This window comes from Deefgea rivuli DSM 18356 (genome assembly GCF_000620145.1).
Lineage (GTDB): Bacteria > Pseudomonadota > Gammaproteobacteria > Burkholderiales > Chitinibacteraceae > Deefgea > Deefgea rivuli.
On record NZ_JHVM01000012.1, the window covers coordinates 1 to 16,748 of the forward strand.

Annotated in this window: 18 protein-coding genes and 1 rRNA gene; 17 read left to right on the plus strand and 2 right to left on the minus strand. The window is 49.1% G+C overall.

What is annotated here, in order from left to right:
* Window positions 1-177: 177 nt before the first annotated feature.
* Both rrf and Q320_RS18645 read left to right on the plus strand, forming a co-directional pair.
* A 5S ribosomal RNA gene (rrf, locus tag Q320_RS0105660) occupies window positions 178-291 on the plus strand.
* 434 nt (window positions 292-725) lie between these two features.
* Entirely contained in the window at window positions 726-1,058 is a 333-nt protein-coding gene (locus tag Q320_RS18645; protein ID WP_035852579.1) for a GIY-YIG nuclease family protein, read from the plus strand.
* A gap of 2 nt (window positions 1,059-1,060) precedes the next feature.
* On the opposite strand, the gene Q320_RS0105670 is transcribed toward Q320_RS18645, so the two are convergent.
* The gene (locus Q320_RS0105670; protein WP_035852583.1) at window positions 1,061-2,302 is read right to left on the minus strand and encodes an AmpG family muropeptide MFS transporter; all 1,242 of its coding nucleotides are present in this window, start codon (window positions 2,300-2,302) and stop codon (window positions 1,061-1,063) included.
* 146 nt (window positions 2,303-2,448) lie between these two features.
* The gene (locus Q320_RS0105675; protein ID WP_027468199.1) at window positions 2,449-3,222 is read right to left on the minus strand and encodes an exodeoxyribonuclease III; all 774 of its coding nucleotides are present in this window, start codon (window positions 3,220-3,222) and stop codon (window positions 2,449-2,451) included.
* 199 nt (window positions 3,223-3,421) lie between these two features.
* Between Q320_RS0105675 and pyrE the strand changes: the two genes are divergently transcribed.
* The 15 genes from pyrE to atpD all read left to right on the plus strand — a co-directional run bounded on the left by pyrE (window position 3,422) and on the right by atpD (window position 16,737).
* Complete coding sequence (gene pyrE / locus Q320_RS0105680) at window positions 3,422-4,063, plus strand: orotate phosphoribosyltransferase (protein WP_027468200.1); 642 nt, start codon at window positions 3,422-3,424, stop codon at window positions 4,061-4,063.
* 14 nt (window positions 4,064-4,077) lie between these two features.
* A complete protein-coding gene (locus Q320_RS0105685) occupies window positions 4,078-4,665 on the plus strand; it encodes a DUF4124 domain-containing protein (RefSeq protein WP_027468201.1) in 588 nt (195 codons plus the stop codon).
* A 120-nt stretch (window positions 4,666-4,785) separates the two neighbouring features.
* The gene (gene ppgK, locus Q320_RS0105690; protein WP_027468202.1) at window positions 4,786-5,565 is read left to right on the plus strand and encodes a polyphosphate--glucose phosphotransferase; all 780 of its coding nucleotides are present in this window, start codon (window positions 4,786-4,788) and stop codon (window positions 5,563-5,565) included.
* Between the two features lie 163 nt (window positions 5,566-5,728).
* A complete protein-coding gene (gene mnmG, locus Q320_RS0105700; protein ID WP_027468203.1) occupies window positions 5,729-7,645 on the plus strand; it encodes a tRNA uridine-5-carboxymethylaminomethyl(34) synthesis enzyme MnmG in 1,917 nt (638 codons plus the stop codon).
* The gene (gene rsmG, locus Q320_RS0105705) at window positions 7,642-8,292 is read left to right on the plus strand and encodes a 16S rRNA (guanine(527)-N(7))-methyltransferase RsmG (RefSeq protein ID WP_084282402.1); all 651 of its coding nucleotides are present in this window, start codon (window positions 7,642-7,644) and stop codon (window positions 8,290-8,292) included. The genes mnmG and rsmG overlap by 4 nt, the downstream gene beginning before the upstream one ends.
* A gap of 49 nt (window positions 8,293-8,341) precedes the next feature.
* Complete coding sequence (locus tag Q320_RS0105710; RefSeq protein ID WP_027468205.1) at window positions 8,342-9,127, plus strand: ParA family protein; 786 nt, start codon at window positions 8,342-8,344, stop codon at window positions 9,125-9,127.
* 83 nt (window positions 9,128-9,210) lie between these two features.
* Window positions 9,211-10,047 (plus strand): ParB/RepB/Spo0J family partition protein, encoded by an 837-nt coding sequence (locus Q320_RS0105715; RefSeq protein WP_027468206.1) that lies wholly within the window; start codon window positions 9,211-9,213, stop codon window positions 10,045-10,047.
* 230 nt (window positions 10,048-10,277) lie between these two features.
* The gene (locus Q320_RS18650; RefSeq protein WP_051534508.1) at window positions 10,278-10,631 is read left to right on the plus strand and encodes an ATP synthase subunit I; all 354 of its coding nucleotides are present in this window, start codon (window positions 10,278-10,280) and stop codon (window positions 10,629-10,631) included.
* The gene (atpB, locus tag Q320_RS0105725) at window positions 10,624-11,445 is read left to right on the plus strand and encodes a F0F1 ATP synthase subunit A (RefSeq protein ID WP_027468207.1); all 822 of its coding nucleotides are present in this window, start codon (window positions 10,624-10,626) and stop codon (window positions 11,443-11,445) included. Before Q320_RS18650 ends, atpB begins: the two co-directional genes overlap by 8 nt.
* A gap of 95 nt (window positions 11,446-11,540) precedes the next feature.
* A complete protein-coding gene (gene atpE / locus Q320_RS0105730) occupies window positions 11,541-11,825 on the plus strand; it encodes a F0F1 ATP synthase subunit C (RefSeq protein ID WP_035852616.1) in 285 nt (94 codons plus the stop codon).
* A gap of 33 nt (window positions 11,826-11,858) precedes the next feature.
* Window positions 11,859-12,329, plus strand: coding sequence for a F0F1 ATP synthase subunit B (locus tag Q320_RS0105735; protein ID WP_027468209.1), 471 nt, complete (start codon window positions 11,859-11,861; stop codon window positions 12,327-12,329).
* 7 nt (window positions 12,330-12,336) lie between these two features.
* On the plus strand, window positions 12,337-12,873 hold the full coding sequence (locus tag Q320_RS0105740) for a F0F1 ATP synthase subunit delta (RefSeq protein ID WP_027468210.1): 537 nt from the start codon (window positions 12,337-12,339) through the stop codon (window positions 12,871-12,873).
* Window positions 12,874-12,881: 8 nt separating this feature from the next.
* Complete coding sequence (atpA, locus tag Q320_RS0105745; RefSeq protein ID WP_027468211.1) at window positions 12,882-14,423, plus strand: F0F1 ATP synthase subunit alpha; 1,542 nt, start codon at window positions 12,882-12,884, stop codon at window positions 14,421-14,423.
* A 28-nt stretch (window positions 14,424-14,451) separates the two neighbouring features.
* On the plus strand, window positions 14,452-15,321 hold the full coding sequence (gene atpG / locus Q320_RS0105750; RefSeq protein WP_027468212.1) for a F0F1 ATP synthase subunit gamma: 870 nt from the start codon (window positions 14,452-14,454) through the stop codon (window positions 15,319-15,321).
* A gap of 36 nt (window positions 15,322-15,357) precedes the next feature.
* The gene (gene atpD / locus Q320_RS0105755) at window positions 15,358-16,737 is read left to right on the plus strand and encodes a F0F1 ATP synthase subunit beta (protein WP_027468213.1); all 1,380 of its coding nucleotides are present in this window, start codon (window positions 15,358-15,360) and stop codon (window positions 16,735-16,737) included.
* The last annotated feature ends 11 nt before the right edge of the window (window positions 16,738-16,748 follow it).

The following is a 16,748-nucleotide window of genomic DNA, read 5'->3' on the forward strand; positions in this document are numbered from 1 at the left end:
AACAAAAATACTTAAATAGTGTTGATTGGTGTGTAGTATAATTACTTCTTCTATTGAATTCGAGTTAGCGCTGTAGGCTGATTGCGGAGATGAGACATGAAAATGTTTAAATCGAGCGAAAAGCAGAATGCGATAACTCTCGTGTAACTCGCAAGAGTTGCATCAGACAAGTTTTTGTCTGGCGACCATAGCGAGGTGGTCCCACTCCTTCCCATCCCGAACAGGACAGTGAAACACCTCAGCGCCGATGATAGTGCGGATTGCCCGTGTGAAAGTAGGTCATTGCCAGACTCCCCTTTAAGTAAGAAGCCCGATTCGAAAGAGTCGGGCTTTTTGCTGTCCGCGAGAAACGCGAGATCAAGGATAGCCAATAGTATTGCTCGCTAAGTAATAAATAGAAAGACCTGCAGTGATATACCCTTTGATATTTTTACTCGATTGTTTGTAAAGCATTGTGCATCATTGGTATTTGCACCCGTATACTCGATGTATTTGATACGGCTTTCATACTGGCGGTGTGGTGACAGTGGTATTGCAATAGTTTAGTGTGTTGCTGGGGTGTATATAAATAGACGTAGTGGATGTATCTGCTTAAAGACTCTGCTAAAGATAGGTTCTAGATAAATACCTGTCGATTTCTGAGCCGATTTATACACTTAGTATGTGGATGCGATAGACCGCTGAGATGTTTTTATTGTGCTTTCGGTCAAAGCTAGGTGCGATTGATGACGAGTTGGTTTGTGTATATTTTAAATTGTCGTGGTGGCCGCTTGTACACTGGCGTGGCGCTGGATGTTGAGCGGCGTTTTGCGCAGCATTTGGCGGGTAAAGGCGCACGTTTTACGCGGGCATTTCCGCCGGATTCCATTTTAGTGAGCTGGTGTTGTGCGAATCGACGTGTCGCTTTGCAGCTTGAATATGCGATTAAGCAGTTGAGCGCGCCGCAAAAGCAGGCATTGATTGCAGGGCAGAGCGTTAAATTATCGAGCCAATTGGTGCTAGAGCACGGCGTTTGGTGCGAACCGTGCTCTGCGATTGAAGCGGAATGTATTTCGTGATTTTAGTGTTTTTGATCAAGCTGTTCGATGGTGCTGCGCAGCCAGCAAACGAGCAATAATCCCGGAATGGCGATCAGTGCCGAGACCACAAAGAAGTTTGCCCAGCCGAGCGCAACGACTAAATAGCCTGAAGCAGGTCCAACGTAGACGCGGCCAAATGAGGCTAAAGCTGACAATAGTGCGTATTGCGTAGCGGTAAAATTGGGGTTGCATAAGCTCATTAATAGCGCGACGGCGGCGGTGGTGCCCATGCCGCCGGCTAAATTCTCTGCGCTAATTGCGAAGAGTAAGAGCGTAACGTCAGGGCTGCCGTGAATCGCAATTAACCAATAACCTAAATTCGTGAAGGCTTGCAGCACACCAAAAATCAGCAAAGAGCGGAATAATCCCCAGCGCAGCATCAAAACTGCACCCGCAAAGCCGCCGATCAAGGTCGCGATCAGGCCGAAAACTTTGTACGCTTGGCCGATGATGGATTTGCTGTAACCCATATCCAGTAGAAATTTGGTCGATAAACTACCGGCAAATGCGTCGCCGAGTTTGTAGCCGATGACCAGTGCCAATAAAATCCATGCGCCTTTGCGCGAGAAAAACTCTTTTAATGGTTCAACAATCGCTTCGCCCAAGGTTTTTGGCTGCTGTATTTGTAAGCTAGGTTCGGGCGACATAAAGGTAATCAGCGCCATTGTGCCCATTAAGCCTGCCATCACCAGATAAGTTTGTTCCCACGTTAAATAGCCGTCAGCCAGAATGAGTGCGATTGCGCCAGACGTCAACATCGCCATTCGATAACCAAACACGCCAACCGCCGCACCCGCGCCCCGCTCGTCGCTGTGCAGTACTTCGGTGCGATAGGCATCGATAACGACGTCTTGCGTCGCCGAGAAGAAAGCAATCAGCACCGCCAGCATGGCGAAAGTGGCTAAATGCGTTTTGGGATCGAGGCCACTCATTGCGGCGATGGTCAGCGCGAGCGCGATTTGGCTGATTAAAATCCAGCCACGGCGGCGACCCAGAAAGGGCATCGGGAAGCGGTCAACTAAGGGCGACCAGAGAAATTTCCACGTATACGGTTGGCCAACCAGCGTAAACCAGCCTATGGTTTTGATGTCTAGCCCAGCATCAGACAACCACGCTTGCAGCGTTGAGCCAGTTAAGGCTAAAGGTAGGCCAGAGGCAAAACCCAGCAACATCGCTGCGCAAATACGGCGGTTATTAAAAACAGCTAAATACTTTGAAAACATGGGTATTGCTCTCTAGGGCTTAATTAATAATTGCCAGAAGGCAATACCTGCTTAAACAAAAATCCTCACGCATCGAGGCTTTTCTCGCCGTACGATTGCTACTATCTTCGACTTTACGCCTTGCGTGCAAACTTTTGTACGATGACTTATAGGGTGTAGTCGTAGTCGACGATTAATGGCGCATGATCCGAGAATTTCTCATCTTTATAAATGCTGGCCTGCATCGCCAGTGCAGCGAGTTTGGGTGTGGCGATTTGGTAATCAATGCGCCAGCCGACGTCTTTGGCGTAGGCTTGGCCACGATTGCTCCACCAAGTGTAACCGGGGATTTCTGGGTAGAGCGTGCGCCAGACGTCGACCCATTTTAGTTCGCTGAGCATTTTGCTAAACCATGCGCGCTCTTCAGGTAGGAAGCCGGAATTCTTCCGATTGCCTTTCCAGTTTTTCAAGTCGATCTCGTTGTGCGCAATATTCCAGTCGCCCATGATGATGACTTCGCGGCCCGATGCAGCCAGCTCGGCCAAACGTGGCCAGAAATGCTCAAGGAATTGAAATTTCACCGCTTGTCGTTCTTCGGATGATGATCCCGACGGTAGGTACAGCGAAATGATGGATAGGCTGCCAAATTGAACTTCCAGATAGCGGCCTTCAAAGTCGATATCTTCAATACCTAAACCGACGATAACGGCATCAGGTTGACTGCGGCAATACAGGCCAACACCGCTATAACCTTTTTTCTCGGCGTAGTGAAAATAGCCGTAAAGCCCTTCTGGATTTTGCATCTCGGGGCTGAGGTCAGACGCCTGTGCTTTCAATTCCTGCACCCCAACCACATCGGCGTCTTGCGCCGCCAGCCAAGTGAAAAAGCCTTTGGTCGTGGCTGAACGAATACCGTTGAGGTTGGCAGAAATGATGCGCACGGAGAGAAATCCTTGTTCAAGGGTGATATGCTTCGGGGTTATATTTAAATCAAGTAGTAAAGCAATAAGTTTTGGCCTAAGGCCACCTAGTCTTGCAGCGTTGTCTAGCTTTGCTGTACTAAAAGTACTGTCTTTGGCTTCGACGCCTTGCAATAAAACTTTTGCACAGGTACTTAACATTTTAGAGGGATTCTTCCGCATGACCGACTTTCGCCGCGACTTCATCCAATTTGCTGTAGATAGCCAAGTACTCTGTTTTGGCGATTTTATCACCAAAGCGGGCCGTGCTTCGCCGTACTTTTTTAATGCTGGATTATTTAGCGACGGCACGTCTGTCGGCGAATTGGCGCGTTTTTATGCGCAAGCGGCACTGGCATCTGGCGTGGCGTTCGATATTTTGTTTGGACCGGCCTATAAAGGAATTGTGTTGGCGTCAAGCACGGCGGTGGCTTTGGCTAATGCGGGTCACAATGTACCGTTTGTGTTTAATCGCAAAGAAGCCAAAGATCACGGTGAAGGCGGCGTTCTCGTTGGCGCACCACTGAAAGGTCGAGTGATGATTATCGATGATGTGATTTCGGCCGGTACATCAGTGCGTGAATCAGTGAAGATTATTCGCGATGCTGGCGCAGAGCCTGCGGGCGTGTTGATTGCGCTGGATCGGATGGAACGCGGTCAAGGCGCGCTGTCGGCAGTGCAAGAAGTGGAGCAATCTGTTGGTATTCCGGTGATTCCAATTGCTAGCTTGCAAGATTTATTGGGTTTTCTTGCCGAGAAAGAGGGAATGACTGACAATCTCTCCCGTGTGCAAAATTACCGTAATCAATACGGTATTGAATAATTGAAAGGGCGGCTATGCGTTTTGCGTATGTGTTGATGTTAAGTTTACTTTGTCCGCTAACGTATGCGGCGAGTGTCTATCGCTGGGTCGATGAAACGGGCAAAGTCCAATACAGCGATAAGCCACCCGTTGGCCAATCCAAAACGCTAAAGGAATTGGATAAGTCAGGTCGTGTCCGCAAGGGTGACGAACAATTACTTTCGCCAGTAGAAAAAGCCGCCTTGGAAGAAAAAAACCGCATTGAACAAGAGCGCCGTCGCGCGGATAAGGCGTTGCTACAGTCGTTTTCTAAGACCAGCGAAATTGATTTATTGCGGGACCGACAAATTGAAGCGGTCGAGGCTGGTATTCAAACGAATCAATTACGTCGGACAACGATTGCGAAACGTGCCGGACAGCAGCAGGAGCAATTGCAACGTCTGCAGAAGGCGAAGCGACCAATTCCTGCGGATTTACAGGCAGAGATGGATGTAAGCCGTAAAGAAATTGATGATATTGATAAGGCGATTGCTGGGCAGCAGAGCGATATTGAGCTGATTAAAGAGCGCGCAGTAGCGCAGAAAAAACGCTTTTTGGAGCTTAAAAGCGTACAGCCCAATTAAGCCGCAGTTTGCGCTGCCACAAATGGGCTGGGCATGAATCGCTCTATGCTGCGGGTTTTACCGTGTTTGAAAATATGGGCAGTAATGTCAAAATTCCTCCTTTATAAGAAGTAAGCAAAAATGACAGAACAAAATACGCAAATACGTGCGGTACTCGGCATCGATATTGGGGGGACGGGCATCAAAGGTGCGCCGGTCAATATTGATACCGGTGAGTTTTTAGCTGAGCGCCATCGAATTGAAACGCCGCAACCGGCCACGCCTGAGGCGGTCGGTCAGGTTGTAAAGGCGCTGGTAGAGCACTTTAACTGGACGGGGCCGATAGGCTGTACTTTCCCTGCGATTGTGCACAATGGCATGACGATGTCGGCGGCCAATGTCGACCAAAGTTGGATTAATGCACCAGCACAAGACATTTTGGCTAAGGCTGTCGGCCTGCCTTTGGTGCTACTGAATGATGCCGATGCCGCGGGTTTGGCGGAAGTGGTATTTGGTGCTGCAAAGGGCCGGGGCGGTAAGACGATTGTGATTACCTTGGGTACAGGCATTGGCAGCGCGCTGATTGTCGATGGTAAATTGATTAGCAACACTGAATTTGGTCATTTGATTTTCCCAAAAAATGAAATTGCCGAGAAATATTGCTCTGCCAAAGTCAAAGAAGAAACGGATATGAAGTGGGGCGAATTTACTGAACGCCTGAATAAATATCTGCTGCATCTCCAACTGCTGTTTTCGCCAGATTTTATGATTATTGGTGGCGGAATTAGTAAAAAGCATGAGAAATTTATTCCAGATTTGAAAGACTTGCGCTTTGAAGTCGTTCCGGCGGATTTGAAAAATGATGCCGGTATCGTCGGTGCCGCCTTAGAAGCAGCGCGTTGCAATGGCCTAAAGGCGTGAAGCAAATTGCGGCATGACATTAAAAACGCTCAGCTTGTGCTGGGCGTTTTGCATTTTGGGCGCTAGGCGGAGTAAATTTTCCTTTGAAAAGCAGTGAATAACTCGCGCAAGTCTCTGTTTTGCCTTAAAATATTCGCCCTTTGCCTTTATTTGGAAGTGCGCCATGCGCTATCCCGTTCGATATGATGTGATTGTGGTCGGTGGTGGTCACGCCGGCACCGAAGCCGCGCTGGCCAGCGCCCGGATGGGGCGTAAAACTTTGCTGCTGACGCACAATATTGAAACGCTGGGGCAAATGAGCTGCAATCCGTCAATTGGCGGTATTGGCAAAGGCCATTTGGTTAAAGAAGTCGATGCGCTGGGTGGTGCGATGGCGTTGGCGACCGATATGGGAGGGATTCAATTTAAGACGCTCAATGCCAGCAAAGGCCCCGCCGTACGCGCCACGCGTGCGCAAGCGGATCGGATTTTGTATAAAGCCGCGATTCGCGGCATGCTCGAAAACCAAGAAAACCTCGATATTTTCCAGCAAGCGGTGGATGACTTGCTGCTTGATGGCGACAAAGTCGTCGGCGCGGTGACGCAAATCGGCATTCAATTTATGGCATCCAGCGTGGTGTTGACGGCAGGGACTTTTCTCGGCGGCAAGATTCACGTCGGGATGGAGAACTCGGTCGGTGGTCGCGCTGGCGATCCCGCGTCGATTACGCTCTCGCACAAATTGCGCGAACTCAATTTACCCGTTGGTCGTTTGAAAACCGGTACGCCACCACGCATCGATGGCCGTACCATCAATTTAGATATTCTCGACATTCAGCCCGGCGATACGCCAGAGCCAGTGTTCTCTGTGCGCGGTACGCAAGCGATGCATCCCCGCCAAATGCCGTGCTGGATCGCCCACACCAATGAGCGCACGCACGATATTATTCGCTCTGGCTTTGATCGCAGCCCCATGTTTACCGGCAAAATCGAAGGCGTGGGCCCACGTTATTGCCCAAGTATTGAAGACAAAATCAATCGTTTTGCCGATAAAGACAGCCATCAAATTTTCCTTGAGCCTGAAGGCTTAACGACGCACGAGTTTTATCCGAACGGGATTTCAACCAGCTTGCCGTTTGATATTCAATTGGCGGCGGTTCAGTCTATGGTTGGCTTGGAAAATGCGCGGATTATTCGTCCGGGCTATGCAATTGAATACGATTATTTTGATCCACGCGCCTTAAAAAATAGTTTTGAATCTAAAGCGATTGCGGGGCTGTTTTTTGCTGGGCAAATTAACGGTACAACGGGCTACGAAGAAGCTGCAGCGCAAGGCTTGTTTGCCGGTTTGAATGCAGCCTTGTACGCGCGTGATGAAGCGCCGTGGTGCCCGGGTCGTGAAGAGGCCTATATCGGGGTATTGGTCGACGATCTAGTTAGCAAGGGCGTTACTGAGCCATACCGTATGTTTACGAGTCGCGCCGAATTCCGCCTGCAATTGCGCGAAGACAATGCTGATTTGCGGTTGACTGAACATGGCCGTCGTTTGGGCTTGGTGGGTGATGCACAATGGCAGGCATTTGAAATCAAGCGCGAAGCGGTCGCCCTAGAATTGGAGCGCATCAAATCAACGTGGGTGAATCCGAAGATTCTCGCGGCCTCTGAGGCTGAGCGTGTGCTCGGAAAAGCAATTGAGCGTGAATACACCTTGGCCGAACTCTTGCGCCGCCCAGAAGTGACTTATGAAAGCTTGATGACGCTCGATGTTGCTGGACCCGGCGTTACGGACGAGAAAGTCGCCGAGCAAATCGAAATTCAGGTTAAATATCAAGGTTACATCGAACGGCAACAGTTTGAAGTCGCAAAACGCGATACGCTAGAGGATGTGGCGCTGCCAGCTGATTTTGATTACAGCGTGGTGTCTGGTCTATCCAAAGAAATTCAGCAAAAACTCAGCACACAGCGCCCACAAACCTTGGGTTTGGCGTCGCGGATTTCGGGCGTAACGCCGGCCGCGTTGGCGCTGTTGGTCGTTTATTTAAAGAAAAGCCAGTTGGTCGCAGCGAGCCAGCGGATACAAAATACAGAGGAAGCGAAATGAGCGTCATCACAGAAAACGGCTTGGCCGACATGTTAGCCAAGGGCTTGGCGGCAATGGGTTTGGCGCTGAGCGCTGAGCAACAAGCCAAATTATTGGCCTACGTTGGTTTGCTCGAAAAATGGAATAAAACCTACAGTTTGACGGCGATTCGCGAGCCAGAACGGATGGTGCCGCATCATTTACTTGATTCTCTCGCGCCTTTGAGCAAGTTGCCAAACCAAGCTTTGCGTATGCTGGATGTCGGTTCGGGCTTTGGTACGCCCGGCATTCCATTGGCGATTGCGCGCCCCGATTGGCAACTGACTTTGCTCGATTCAAACCATAAAAAAACCACCTTTTTGCGCCAAGCCATTATGGAATTGAAGCTGGACAATGTGACGGTAGTGACCGATCGCGTTGAGCTGTATCAGCCAGAAAGTGGCTTTCAAGTGATTACGTCACGGGCATTTTCGGATTTGGCGGAGTTTATTCGTTTGACGACGCATCTCTTGGCCGAAGGTGGAGAATGGGCTGCACTGAAAGGGGTATATCCCTATGAGGAAATTGCACTCTTGCCTACAAGCGTACACGTAGTAGGGGTAGATAGCCTGGCTGTACCGGGTTTAGATGCCGAACGCCATTTGGTGCATGTGGTTAAAGTTGTTTGATCTGTCGGCTATTCACGCTAAAGCAGTTCACACCTCGATGGGAACGACGATGAAAGTGTTGGCAATTGCGAATCAGAAAGGCGGCGTCGGTAAAACGACGACGGCGGTGAATTTAGCGGCGAGCTTGGCGCATTTGGGTAAGCGTGTCTTGCTGGTCGATTTGGATCCGCAAGCCAATGCAACGATGGGTTCGGGGATTGATAAGTCCAAACTCAAGCACTCGACGTATTCGCTATTGCTGGGTCATTCGACGATTACCGAGACGCTGCAGTATTCGGAAAGCGGCGGCTATGATTTGCTGCCTGCATCGCGCGATTTGGCCGGCGCTGAGGTGGAGTTGGTTGATGCCACTGAGCGTGAAACACGGTTGAAATCAGCGCTGGCACAAGTCAAAAATAATTACGATTACGTCTTGCTTGATTGCCCGCCCGCGCTCAATTTGTTGACGCTCAACGGCCTCGTTGCCGCTGATGCGGTGATGATTCCAATGCAGTGCGAGTACTATGCGCTCGAAGGCTTGTCCGACTTGGTGAATACATTGCGCCGAATTAAGCAAAATCTGAATAAAAAAATTGAGATCGAAGGCTTGCTACGGACGATGTTTGACCCACGTTCAACCTTGGCGCAGCAAGTGTCCGAGCAGCTCGTTAAGCATTTCACTAGCAAGCTGTATCACACCGTCATTCCACGCAATGTGCGTTTGGCCGAAGCGCCGAGCTATGGCCGCCCGATTTTGGCTTACGATAAATCCTCAAAAGGTGCGCAAGCGTATTTGCAGCTCGCTGAAGAAATGCTGGCGCGGCACGACGCGCTCGATGCGGTTCCGGTGGTATAAAAACATTCAGTGATACGGAACGCGTTTTGGCGTAGCTCGGTGTCTCTGTGCCTCTGTGGTTCAAGGTTTTAAGGTTTACATGCATGGTTAGCAAAAAATTTAAAGGTTTAGGCCGCGGTTTGGACGCATTGATGGGCGATCCATCGGCGGGCGATATGCTAAAAACCTTGCCGCTTGATGCGCTGCAGCCGGGTAAATACCAGCCGCGCACGATGATGAATGAAGAGGCGTTAGAAGAATTGGCTGATTCCATTCGTGCGCAAGGCTTGATGCAGCCCGTGTTGGTGCGTGAAATTGATATTGATCGTTACGAAATCATTGCGGGCGAGCGTCGTTGGCGTGCTTCACAACGCGCGGGATTGACTGAGATTCCGGCCTTGGTGCGCGTGATTGCCGATGAAACGGCGCTGGCGATGGCCTTGATCGAAAATATTCAGCGCGAAAACTTAAATCCACTCGAAGAAGCCATTGGTATTCAGCGTTTAGTCGATGAATTTGGCTTGACGCAAGAATCGGCGGCGCAAGCGGTGGGAAAATCACGTTCTAGCGTGGCTAATTTATTGCGCTTGCTGAATTTAACCGAGCCGGTGCGCGATATGTTGATGGCGGGGCATCTGGATATGGGCCACGCCCGTGCTTTGCTGCCGCTCGATACCCTGCAACAACTTGAAGCCGCTAGATTGGTTGTGTTGAAAGGCTTGTCTGTGCGCGATGTTGAAGCCTTAGTGAAAAAAATGCAGCAAGAGCCAGTCGTAGCGGCGGAGAAAAAAGTCGATCCTGATGTGCTGCGCTTGCAAGAATCTGTTTCTGAGCGCATCGGTGCGCGAGTGCTGATTCAATCGGGTAAGAAGGGGAGTGGCAAAGTGACGATTGAATACGGCAGTTTAGATCAATTGGATTCGCTACTGAGTCGCTTGTAAGTTTTTGGTGCGGAGCAGTGCATCAATTTAGCGCGTTTGAATTGCTGAAGGATAAGCGGATGGTTTGTTACTGTTTTTGAAAGGATTTGTGGCACTTTTTATTTGTCATGAAATAAAAATAAATCCATCAAAGTCAACGGTAATAAATTGACTCAGAGCAAATCAACTCCGTATAATCGCGTCGTTTCTCTTACGGTGGTGCTATGTACGGGAAGGCACAGATTCGGGGCGTGATTCGATTACAGATCGGATTTACGATAGCCCTCACAATTGCGTTGTTTTTGATCTTGGGTCAAAAGGCGGCAATTGCAGGTTTTTCCGGTGGTTTAATTGCAGTTCTAGGCAGCACCTTGTATTCGCTGATTGCCTATAGCGCAGGATTAGCCGCCGCAGCAGAATTGCTGCGCCGTCACTTTGCCGCAGAAATGGCAAAGCTGTCGTTAACGCTGATTGCGTTTGCAGCATTCTTTATGTTTTATCGGGAGGTCGCTTGGCTTTGGGTGTTCGTGGGATACCTTGTTGCAGCTAGCGCCTACTGGTTTGGGCTTTTAATTAAATTTGATGGTAAAAATAAAAATGTCTGAAACCGTACACGTTGCACAAACACCAACGCAATATATTCAGCATCACTTGACCTTTGCGAAGGCGAATCTGGGTTCAGGTTTCCATATGGATACCTTCTGGATTGCATTGGCATTGGGCTTGTTGTTTGTTGGCGTATTCGCTTATGTCGCACGTAAAGCAACGCCGGGTGTGCCAGGCCGTTTGCAAAACTTCGTTGAGTTGATTGTCGAAATGGTTGACGGTCAAGTTAAAGACACTTTCCATGCAAAATCAAAAGTGATCGGCCCATTGGCGCTGACGATTTTCTGCTGGGTGTTCTTAATGAATGCGATGGACTTTTTGCCAGTTGATTTGCTGCCAACGATTGCACAATGGATTGGTATGACCTTCTTTGGTGCCGATCCTCATCATGTGTATTTACGCGTTGTGCCTACTGCTGACGTGAATCAAACCTTCGCGATGTCACTCACGGTGATGTTCATGATTATTGGTTTCTCGATTGCATCGAAAGGTTTGTTCGGCTGGATTAAAGAAGTGTTTACTGCGCCATTCCATGCTGAAACACCGCTTATGATTATTTTGTTGGCACCAGCTAACTTCGCAATGCAAGTGGTTGAATTAATTGCGAAACCAATTTCATTGGCACTGCGGTTGTTCGGCAATATGTATGCTGGTGAATTGATCTTCATCTTGATCGCGTTGCTGCCATGGTGGGTGAACTGGGTACTGGGTACGCCATGGGCGATCTTCCATATCTTGGTTGTTACTTTGCAAGCCTTCGTATTTATGATGTTGACGATTGTTTACCTGAGCTTGGCAGTCGAAGACCATTGATTTTATGTCTGGTGGCGTGTATCGGTTGGGTGCGCGACATTAGACTCAGTTTTACCCAACCCTCGTAACTTTTGAATCAAACTAGGAGTATTAAAATGGCTGCACCTGAAGTAATTGCTTCCGTACAAGGCATGACTGTAATCGCTGCTGCGATCATCATTGGTTTGGCTGCTATCGGTACTGCACTTGGTTTTGCTATCCTCGGTGGCAAATTCCTTGAGTCTGCTGCACGTCAACCAGAAATGATTCCAGTTTTGCAAACTAAACTGTTTATTATCGCTGGTCTTTTGGATGCGATTTCGATGATTGGCGTTGGTGTGGCTATGCTTTACACCTTCAACAACCCATTCCTTGCTGCTCTGACTGTTGCTGCTCAATAATCATTTGATCAGCCTTTAAGGAGGACATTCAGCGTGGAATTTAATTCGTCTCTCATAGGTCAGATGATCACTTTTGGTCTCTTGATCCTGTTCACGATGAAGTTCGTTTGGCCTCCGCTGACCAAGATGATGGATGAGCGTGCTAAACGCATTGCAGATGGCCTAGCCTCTGCAGATCGTGCCAAGCAAGATCTGGAAAATGCTGAGAAAAAATCAGCAGAAAAACTTCGCGAAGCAAAGCTAAGCGCAGCCGAGATCATTGCCCACGCAGAAAAGCGTGCAGCGCAACTTGTCGATGAAGCTAAGGGTACTGCCAAAGTAGAGGGCGAACGCCTGATCGCTGGCGCCCAAGGTGAAATCGAGCAGCAAATTCAGCAAGCAAAAGAAACGCTCCGTCAGCAAGTAGCCACTTTGGCTGTTGCTGGTGCAGAGCAAATCTTGCGTCGCGAAATCGACGCTGCGAAGCATGCTGATATGCTGTCATCCATCAAAGCGGAACTGTAAGACAGTCATGGCAGAACTTATAACCGTCGCTAGACCCTACGCCGAGGCCGTATTCCGGCTGGCTAAAGAAAGCAATACGCTTTCCCTATGGTCAGATGTGTTGGGTAACTTAGCATTAATTGCTAATGACCCAACCGTTCTTGACGTAGTGGCTAATCCAAAGTGTTCTGCTGTTCAAGTACAGGAGCTGTTGGTTGGGCTCCTGGGTGCTGACGCAAACGCCGAGGTTAAAAACTTCCTGGCAGCAGTGCTCGAAAATCGTCGTTTTGCCACTTTACCGGCAATGTCGGCTTTATTTGAAGAACTGAAAGCGGCAGACGAAGGTGTAGCGCAAGCGCACATTGAATCTGCTTTTGCTATGACTGATGCCCAACTGGCCGAACTGACGGCTACGCTCACTCAGCAACTTAAACGCAAGATCAGTGCCGACGTTAGCGTCAACCCCGAGTTAATCGGTGGTGTGAAAGTAACGATTGGTGACTTGGTTATTGATGCCTCTGTTAGTGGCAAATTAACCGCCCTTGCGACAAGCCTGAAGAGTTAGGAGAAATCATGCAACTTAATCCGTCCGAAATCAGTGAACTGATTAAAGCTCGGATCCAAAATCTACCCCAAGGCGCACAATCCAGCACGACTGGTACTGTAGTGTCGGTAACTGACGGTATCGTGCGCGTGCACGGTTTGTCGGAAGTTATGCAAGGTGAGATGTTGGAGTTCCCGGGTAATACCTTTGGTCTGGCGCTTAACTTAGAGCGCGATTCTGTAGGTGCTGTTATTTTAGGTGACTACAAACACATCGCCGAAGGTGATGTTGTTAAGTGTACTGGTCGTATTTTGGAAGTGCCTATCGGTCGTGAATTGATCGGTCGCGTTGTTAACGCTTTGGGCCAACCTATCGACGGCAAAGGCCCATTGGGCACAACGCTTTCTGCGCCGATTGAAAAAATCGCGCCAGGCGTTATTGCACGTCAATCAGTATCACAACCACTGCAAACTGGTATCAAATCAATTGATACCATGGTGCCAGTGGGCCGTGGTCAACGTGAGTTGATCATTGGTGACCGTCAAACCGGTAAAACTGCTGTTGCACTCGATGCGATCATTAACCAAAAAGGTACTGGCGTTACGTGTATCTATGTGGCTATTGGTCAAAAAGCATCTTCGATTGCTAACGTGGTTCGCAAGTTGGAAGAACACGGTGCTTTGAGCCACACGATTATTGTTGCTGCTGCTGCTTCTGAAGCTGCTGCATTGCAATACATCGCTGCGTACTCAGGTTGCACGATGGGTGAGTACTTCCGTGACCTCGGTGAAGATGCCTTGATCGTATACGATGATTTGTCGAAACAAGCTGTTGCTTATCGTCAAATTTCCTTGCTATTGCGCCGTCCTCCGGGCCGTGAAGCATTCCCTGGCGACGTTTTCTATCTCCACAGCCGCTTGTTGGAACGCGCATCGCGTATCAATGAAGTTGAAGTTGAGAAATTGACGAACGGCGCAGTGAAAGGCAAAACCGGTTCATTGACTGCATTGCCTATCATCGAAACTCAAGCGGGTGACGTTTCTGCTTTCGTTCCAACTAACGTAATTTCGATTACTGACGGTCAGATTTTCTTGGAAACTGACTTGTTCAACGCGGGTATTCGCCCAGCGATGAACGCGGGTATTTCGGTATCGCGTGTGGGTGGTGCGGCACAAACTAAAGTCATCAAGAAGTTGGGTGGCGGTGTACGTTTGGCTTTGGCTCAGTATCGTGAATTGGCGGCATTTGCCCAGTTCGCTTCTGACCTAGACGAAGCAACTCGTAAGCAGCTGGAACGCGGCAAGATGGTCACTGAGTTGATGAAACAAGCTCAGTACAGCCCATTGAAAGTTGGCGAGTTGGGTGTAACCCTGCTGCTGATTAACAAAGGCGTGTATGACGACGTTGCTGTTGATCGTGCTTTGGCTTTCGAAGCTGCATTCTTGAGCGAACTCAAAGCAAATCACGCTGATGTATTGAATCGTGTTGATGACAAGGGCGACCTGTCAAGCGACGACGAAGCGATCATCATGAAAGCGGCGAATGCCTTTAAAGCCGGCGCTGCTTACTGATTTGAGACGTTGATAAAAGGATCAAATCATGGCAAGCGGTAAAGAAATTCGTACTAAGATCAAAAGCGTAAAAAATACGCAGAAGATCACCCGCGCCATGGAAATGGTTGCCACGTCGAAAATGCGCAAGGCTCAAGAGCGTATGAAAGCGGCCCGCCCTTACGGTGAAAAAATCCGTAATGTGGCTGGTCACTTGAGCCAAGCCTTGGTTGACTATGAGCATCCATATCTCCAAACGCGCGACACCGTCAAGCGGGTTGGCCTGATTATGGTGTCTTCGGACAAAGGTTTGTGTGGTGGTTTAAACACCAACGCCCTGCGTTCGGCTTTCAATAAAATGAAAGAATTGCATAACAATGGCGTTGAAACCGTTGTAACAGCAATCGGTAATAAAGGTTTGGGTTTCATGAAGCGCAATGGCGCGAAGGTGGTTTCTTCGGCAATTGGTCTTGGTGATGCGCCACATCTTGAACAGCTGATTGGCCCGATCAAAGTAATGATCGATGCTTTCATTGCTGGTGAAGTAGACGAAGTGCATATCGTTTACACACGTTTCATCAATACGATGAGACAAGAGCCAGTGATTGAGCAATTGCTACCGCTCGCAAGCGAAGCGTTTGAAAAACCGAAATCTGCGCACAACTGGGAATACCTGTATGAGCCAGATGCAAAAACGGTGATTGATGATTTGATGAACCGCTATGTAGAGGCTTTGGTTTACCAAGCCGTAGCGGAAAACATCGCATCTGAAAATGCGGCGCGTATGGTGGCAATGAAGGCTGCAACTGACAACGCTGACAATGTAATCGGCTCCCTGCAACTGCTGTATAACAAAACGCGTCAAGCAGCAATTACGAAAGAACTTTCGGAAATTGTTGGCGGCGCAGCAGCAGTTTAATTGGGCCCTGACGGATTAACTGGATTAGGAAAAACGATGAGCCAAGGTAAAATCGTACAAATCATTGGGCCAGTTGTTGACGTGGAATTCCCACGTGACAACATCCCCAAGGTGTATGACGCGCTCAAACTAGTTGGCGCAGAACTGACGCTGGAAGTTCAGCAACAGCTCGGCGACGGCGTAGTGCGCGCCATTGCCATGGGTACAACCGATGGTCTTAAACGCGGTACAGGCGTTACCAATACTGGCGCACCAATCATGGTGCCAGTAGGTAGTGCAACTCTGGGCCGTATTATGGATGTATTGGGCAACCCAATTGATGATGCGGGTCCCGTGAATGCAGAGGCAACTCGTGCCATTCACCAACTTGCACCAAAATTTGATGAGTTGAACCAAAGTGTTGATCTCTTAGAAACAGGTATCAAGGTTATTGACTTGATTTGCCCGTTTGCTAAGGGTGGTAAGGTTGGTCTGTTCGGTGGTGCCGGTGTAGGCAAAACCGTAAACATGATGGAATTGATCAATAACATCGCTAAAGCGCACAGTGGTTTGTCTGTGTTTGCTGGTGTAGGTGAGCGTACTCGTGAGGGTAATGACTTCTACCACGAAATGAAGGACTCTAACGTTCTTGATAAAGTGGCGATGGTTTACGGTCAAATGAACGAGCCACCAGGCAACCGTTTGCGCGTAGCGTTGACGGGCTTGTCGATTGCGGAACATTTCCGCGATCAAGGCCGTGACATTTTGTTTTTCGTTGATAACATCTACCGCTACACCCTTGCTGGTACTGAAGTATCTGCATTGTTGGGTCGTATGCCTTCTGCCGTGGGTTACCAACCTACATTGGCTGAAGAGATGGGTGCGCTGCAAGAGCGTATCACTTCGACTAAAACTGGCTCGATCACATCGATTCAAGCCGTTTATGTTCCTGCGGATGACTTGACCGATCCATCACCAGCAACAACTTTCGCCCATTTGGATGCGACTGTTGTTCTGAGCCGTGATATTGCATCGTTGGGTATTTATCCAGCAATCGATCCGCTGGATTCGACATCTCGCCAGATGGATCCGCAAGTTGTTGGTGAAGAGCACTACTCTGTAGCGCGCGGCGTTCAGCAAACTCTGCAAAAGTACAAAGAATTGCAAGACATTATCGCGATTCTGGGTATGGACGAATTGTCACCAGAAGACAAATTGGCTGTATCACGTGCACGTAAGATTCAACGTTTCTTGTCGCAACCGTTCCACGTTGCTGAAGTCTTCACAGGCTCACCAGGCAAGTACGTTCCGCTCAAAGAAACCCTCAAGGGCTTCAAGGGCATCTTGAATGGCGATTACGATCACCTTCCAGAGCAAGCCTTCTATATGGTTGGCGGCATCGAAGAAGCGATCGAAAAAGCCAAGTCGATGCAATAAGGGGTTAAGTG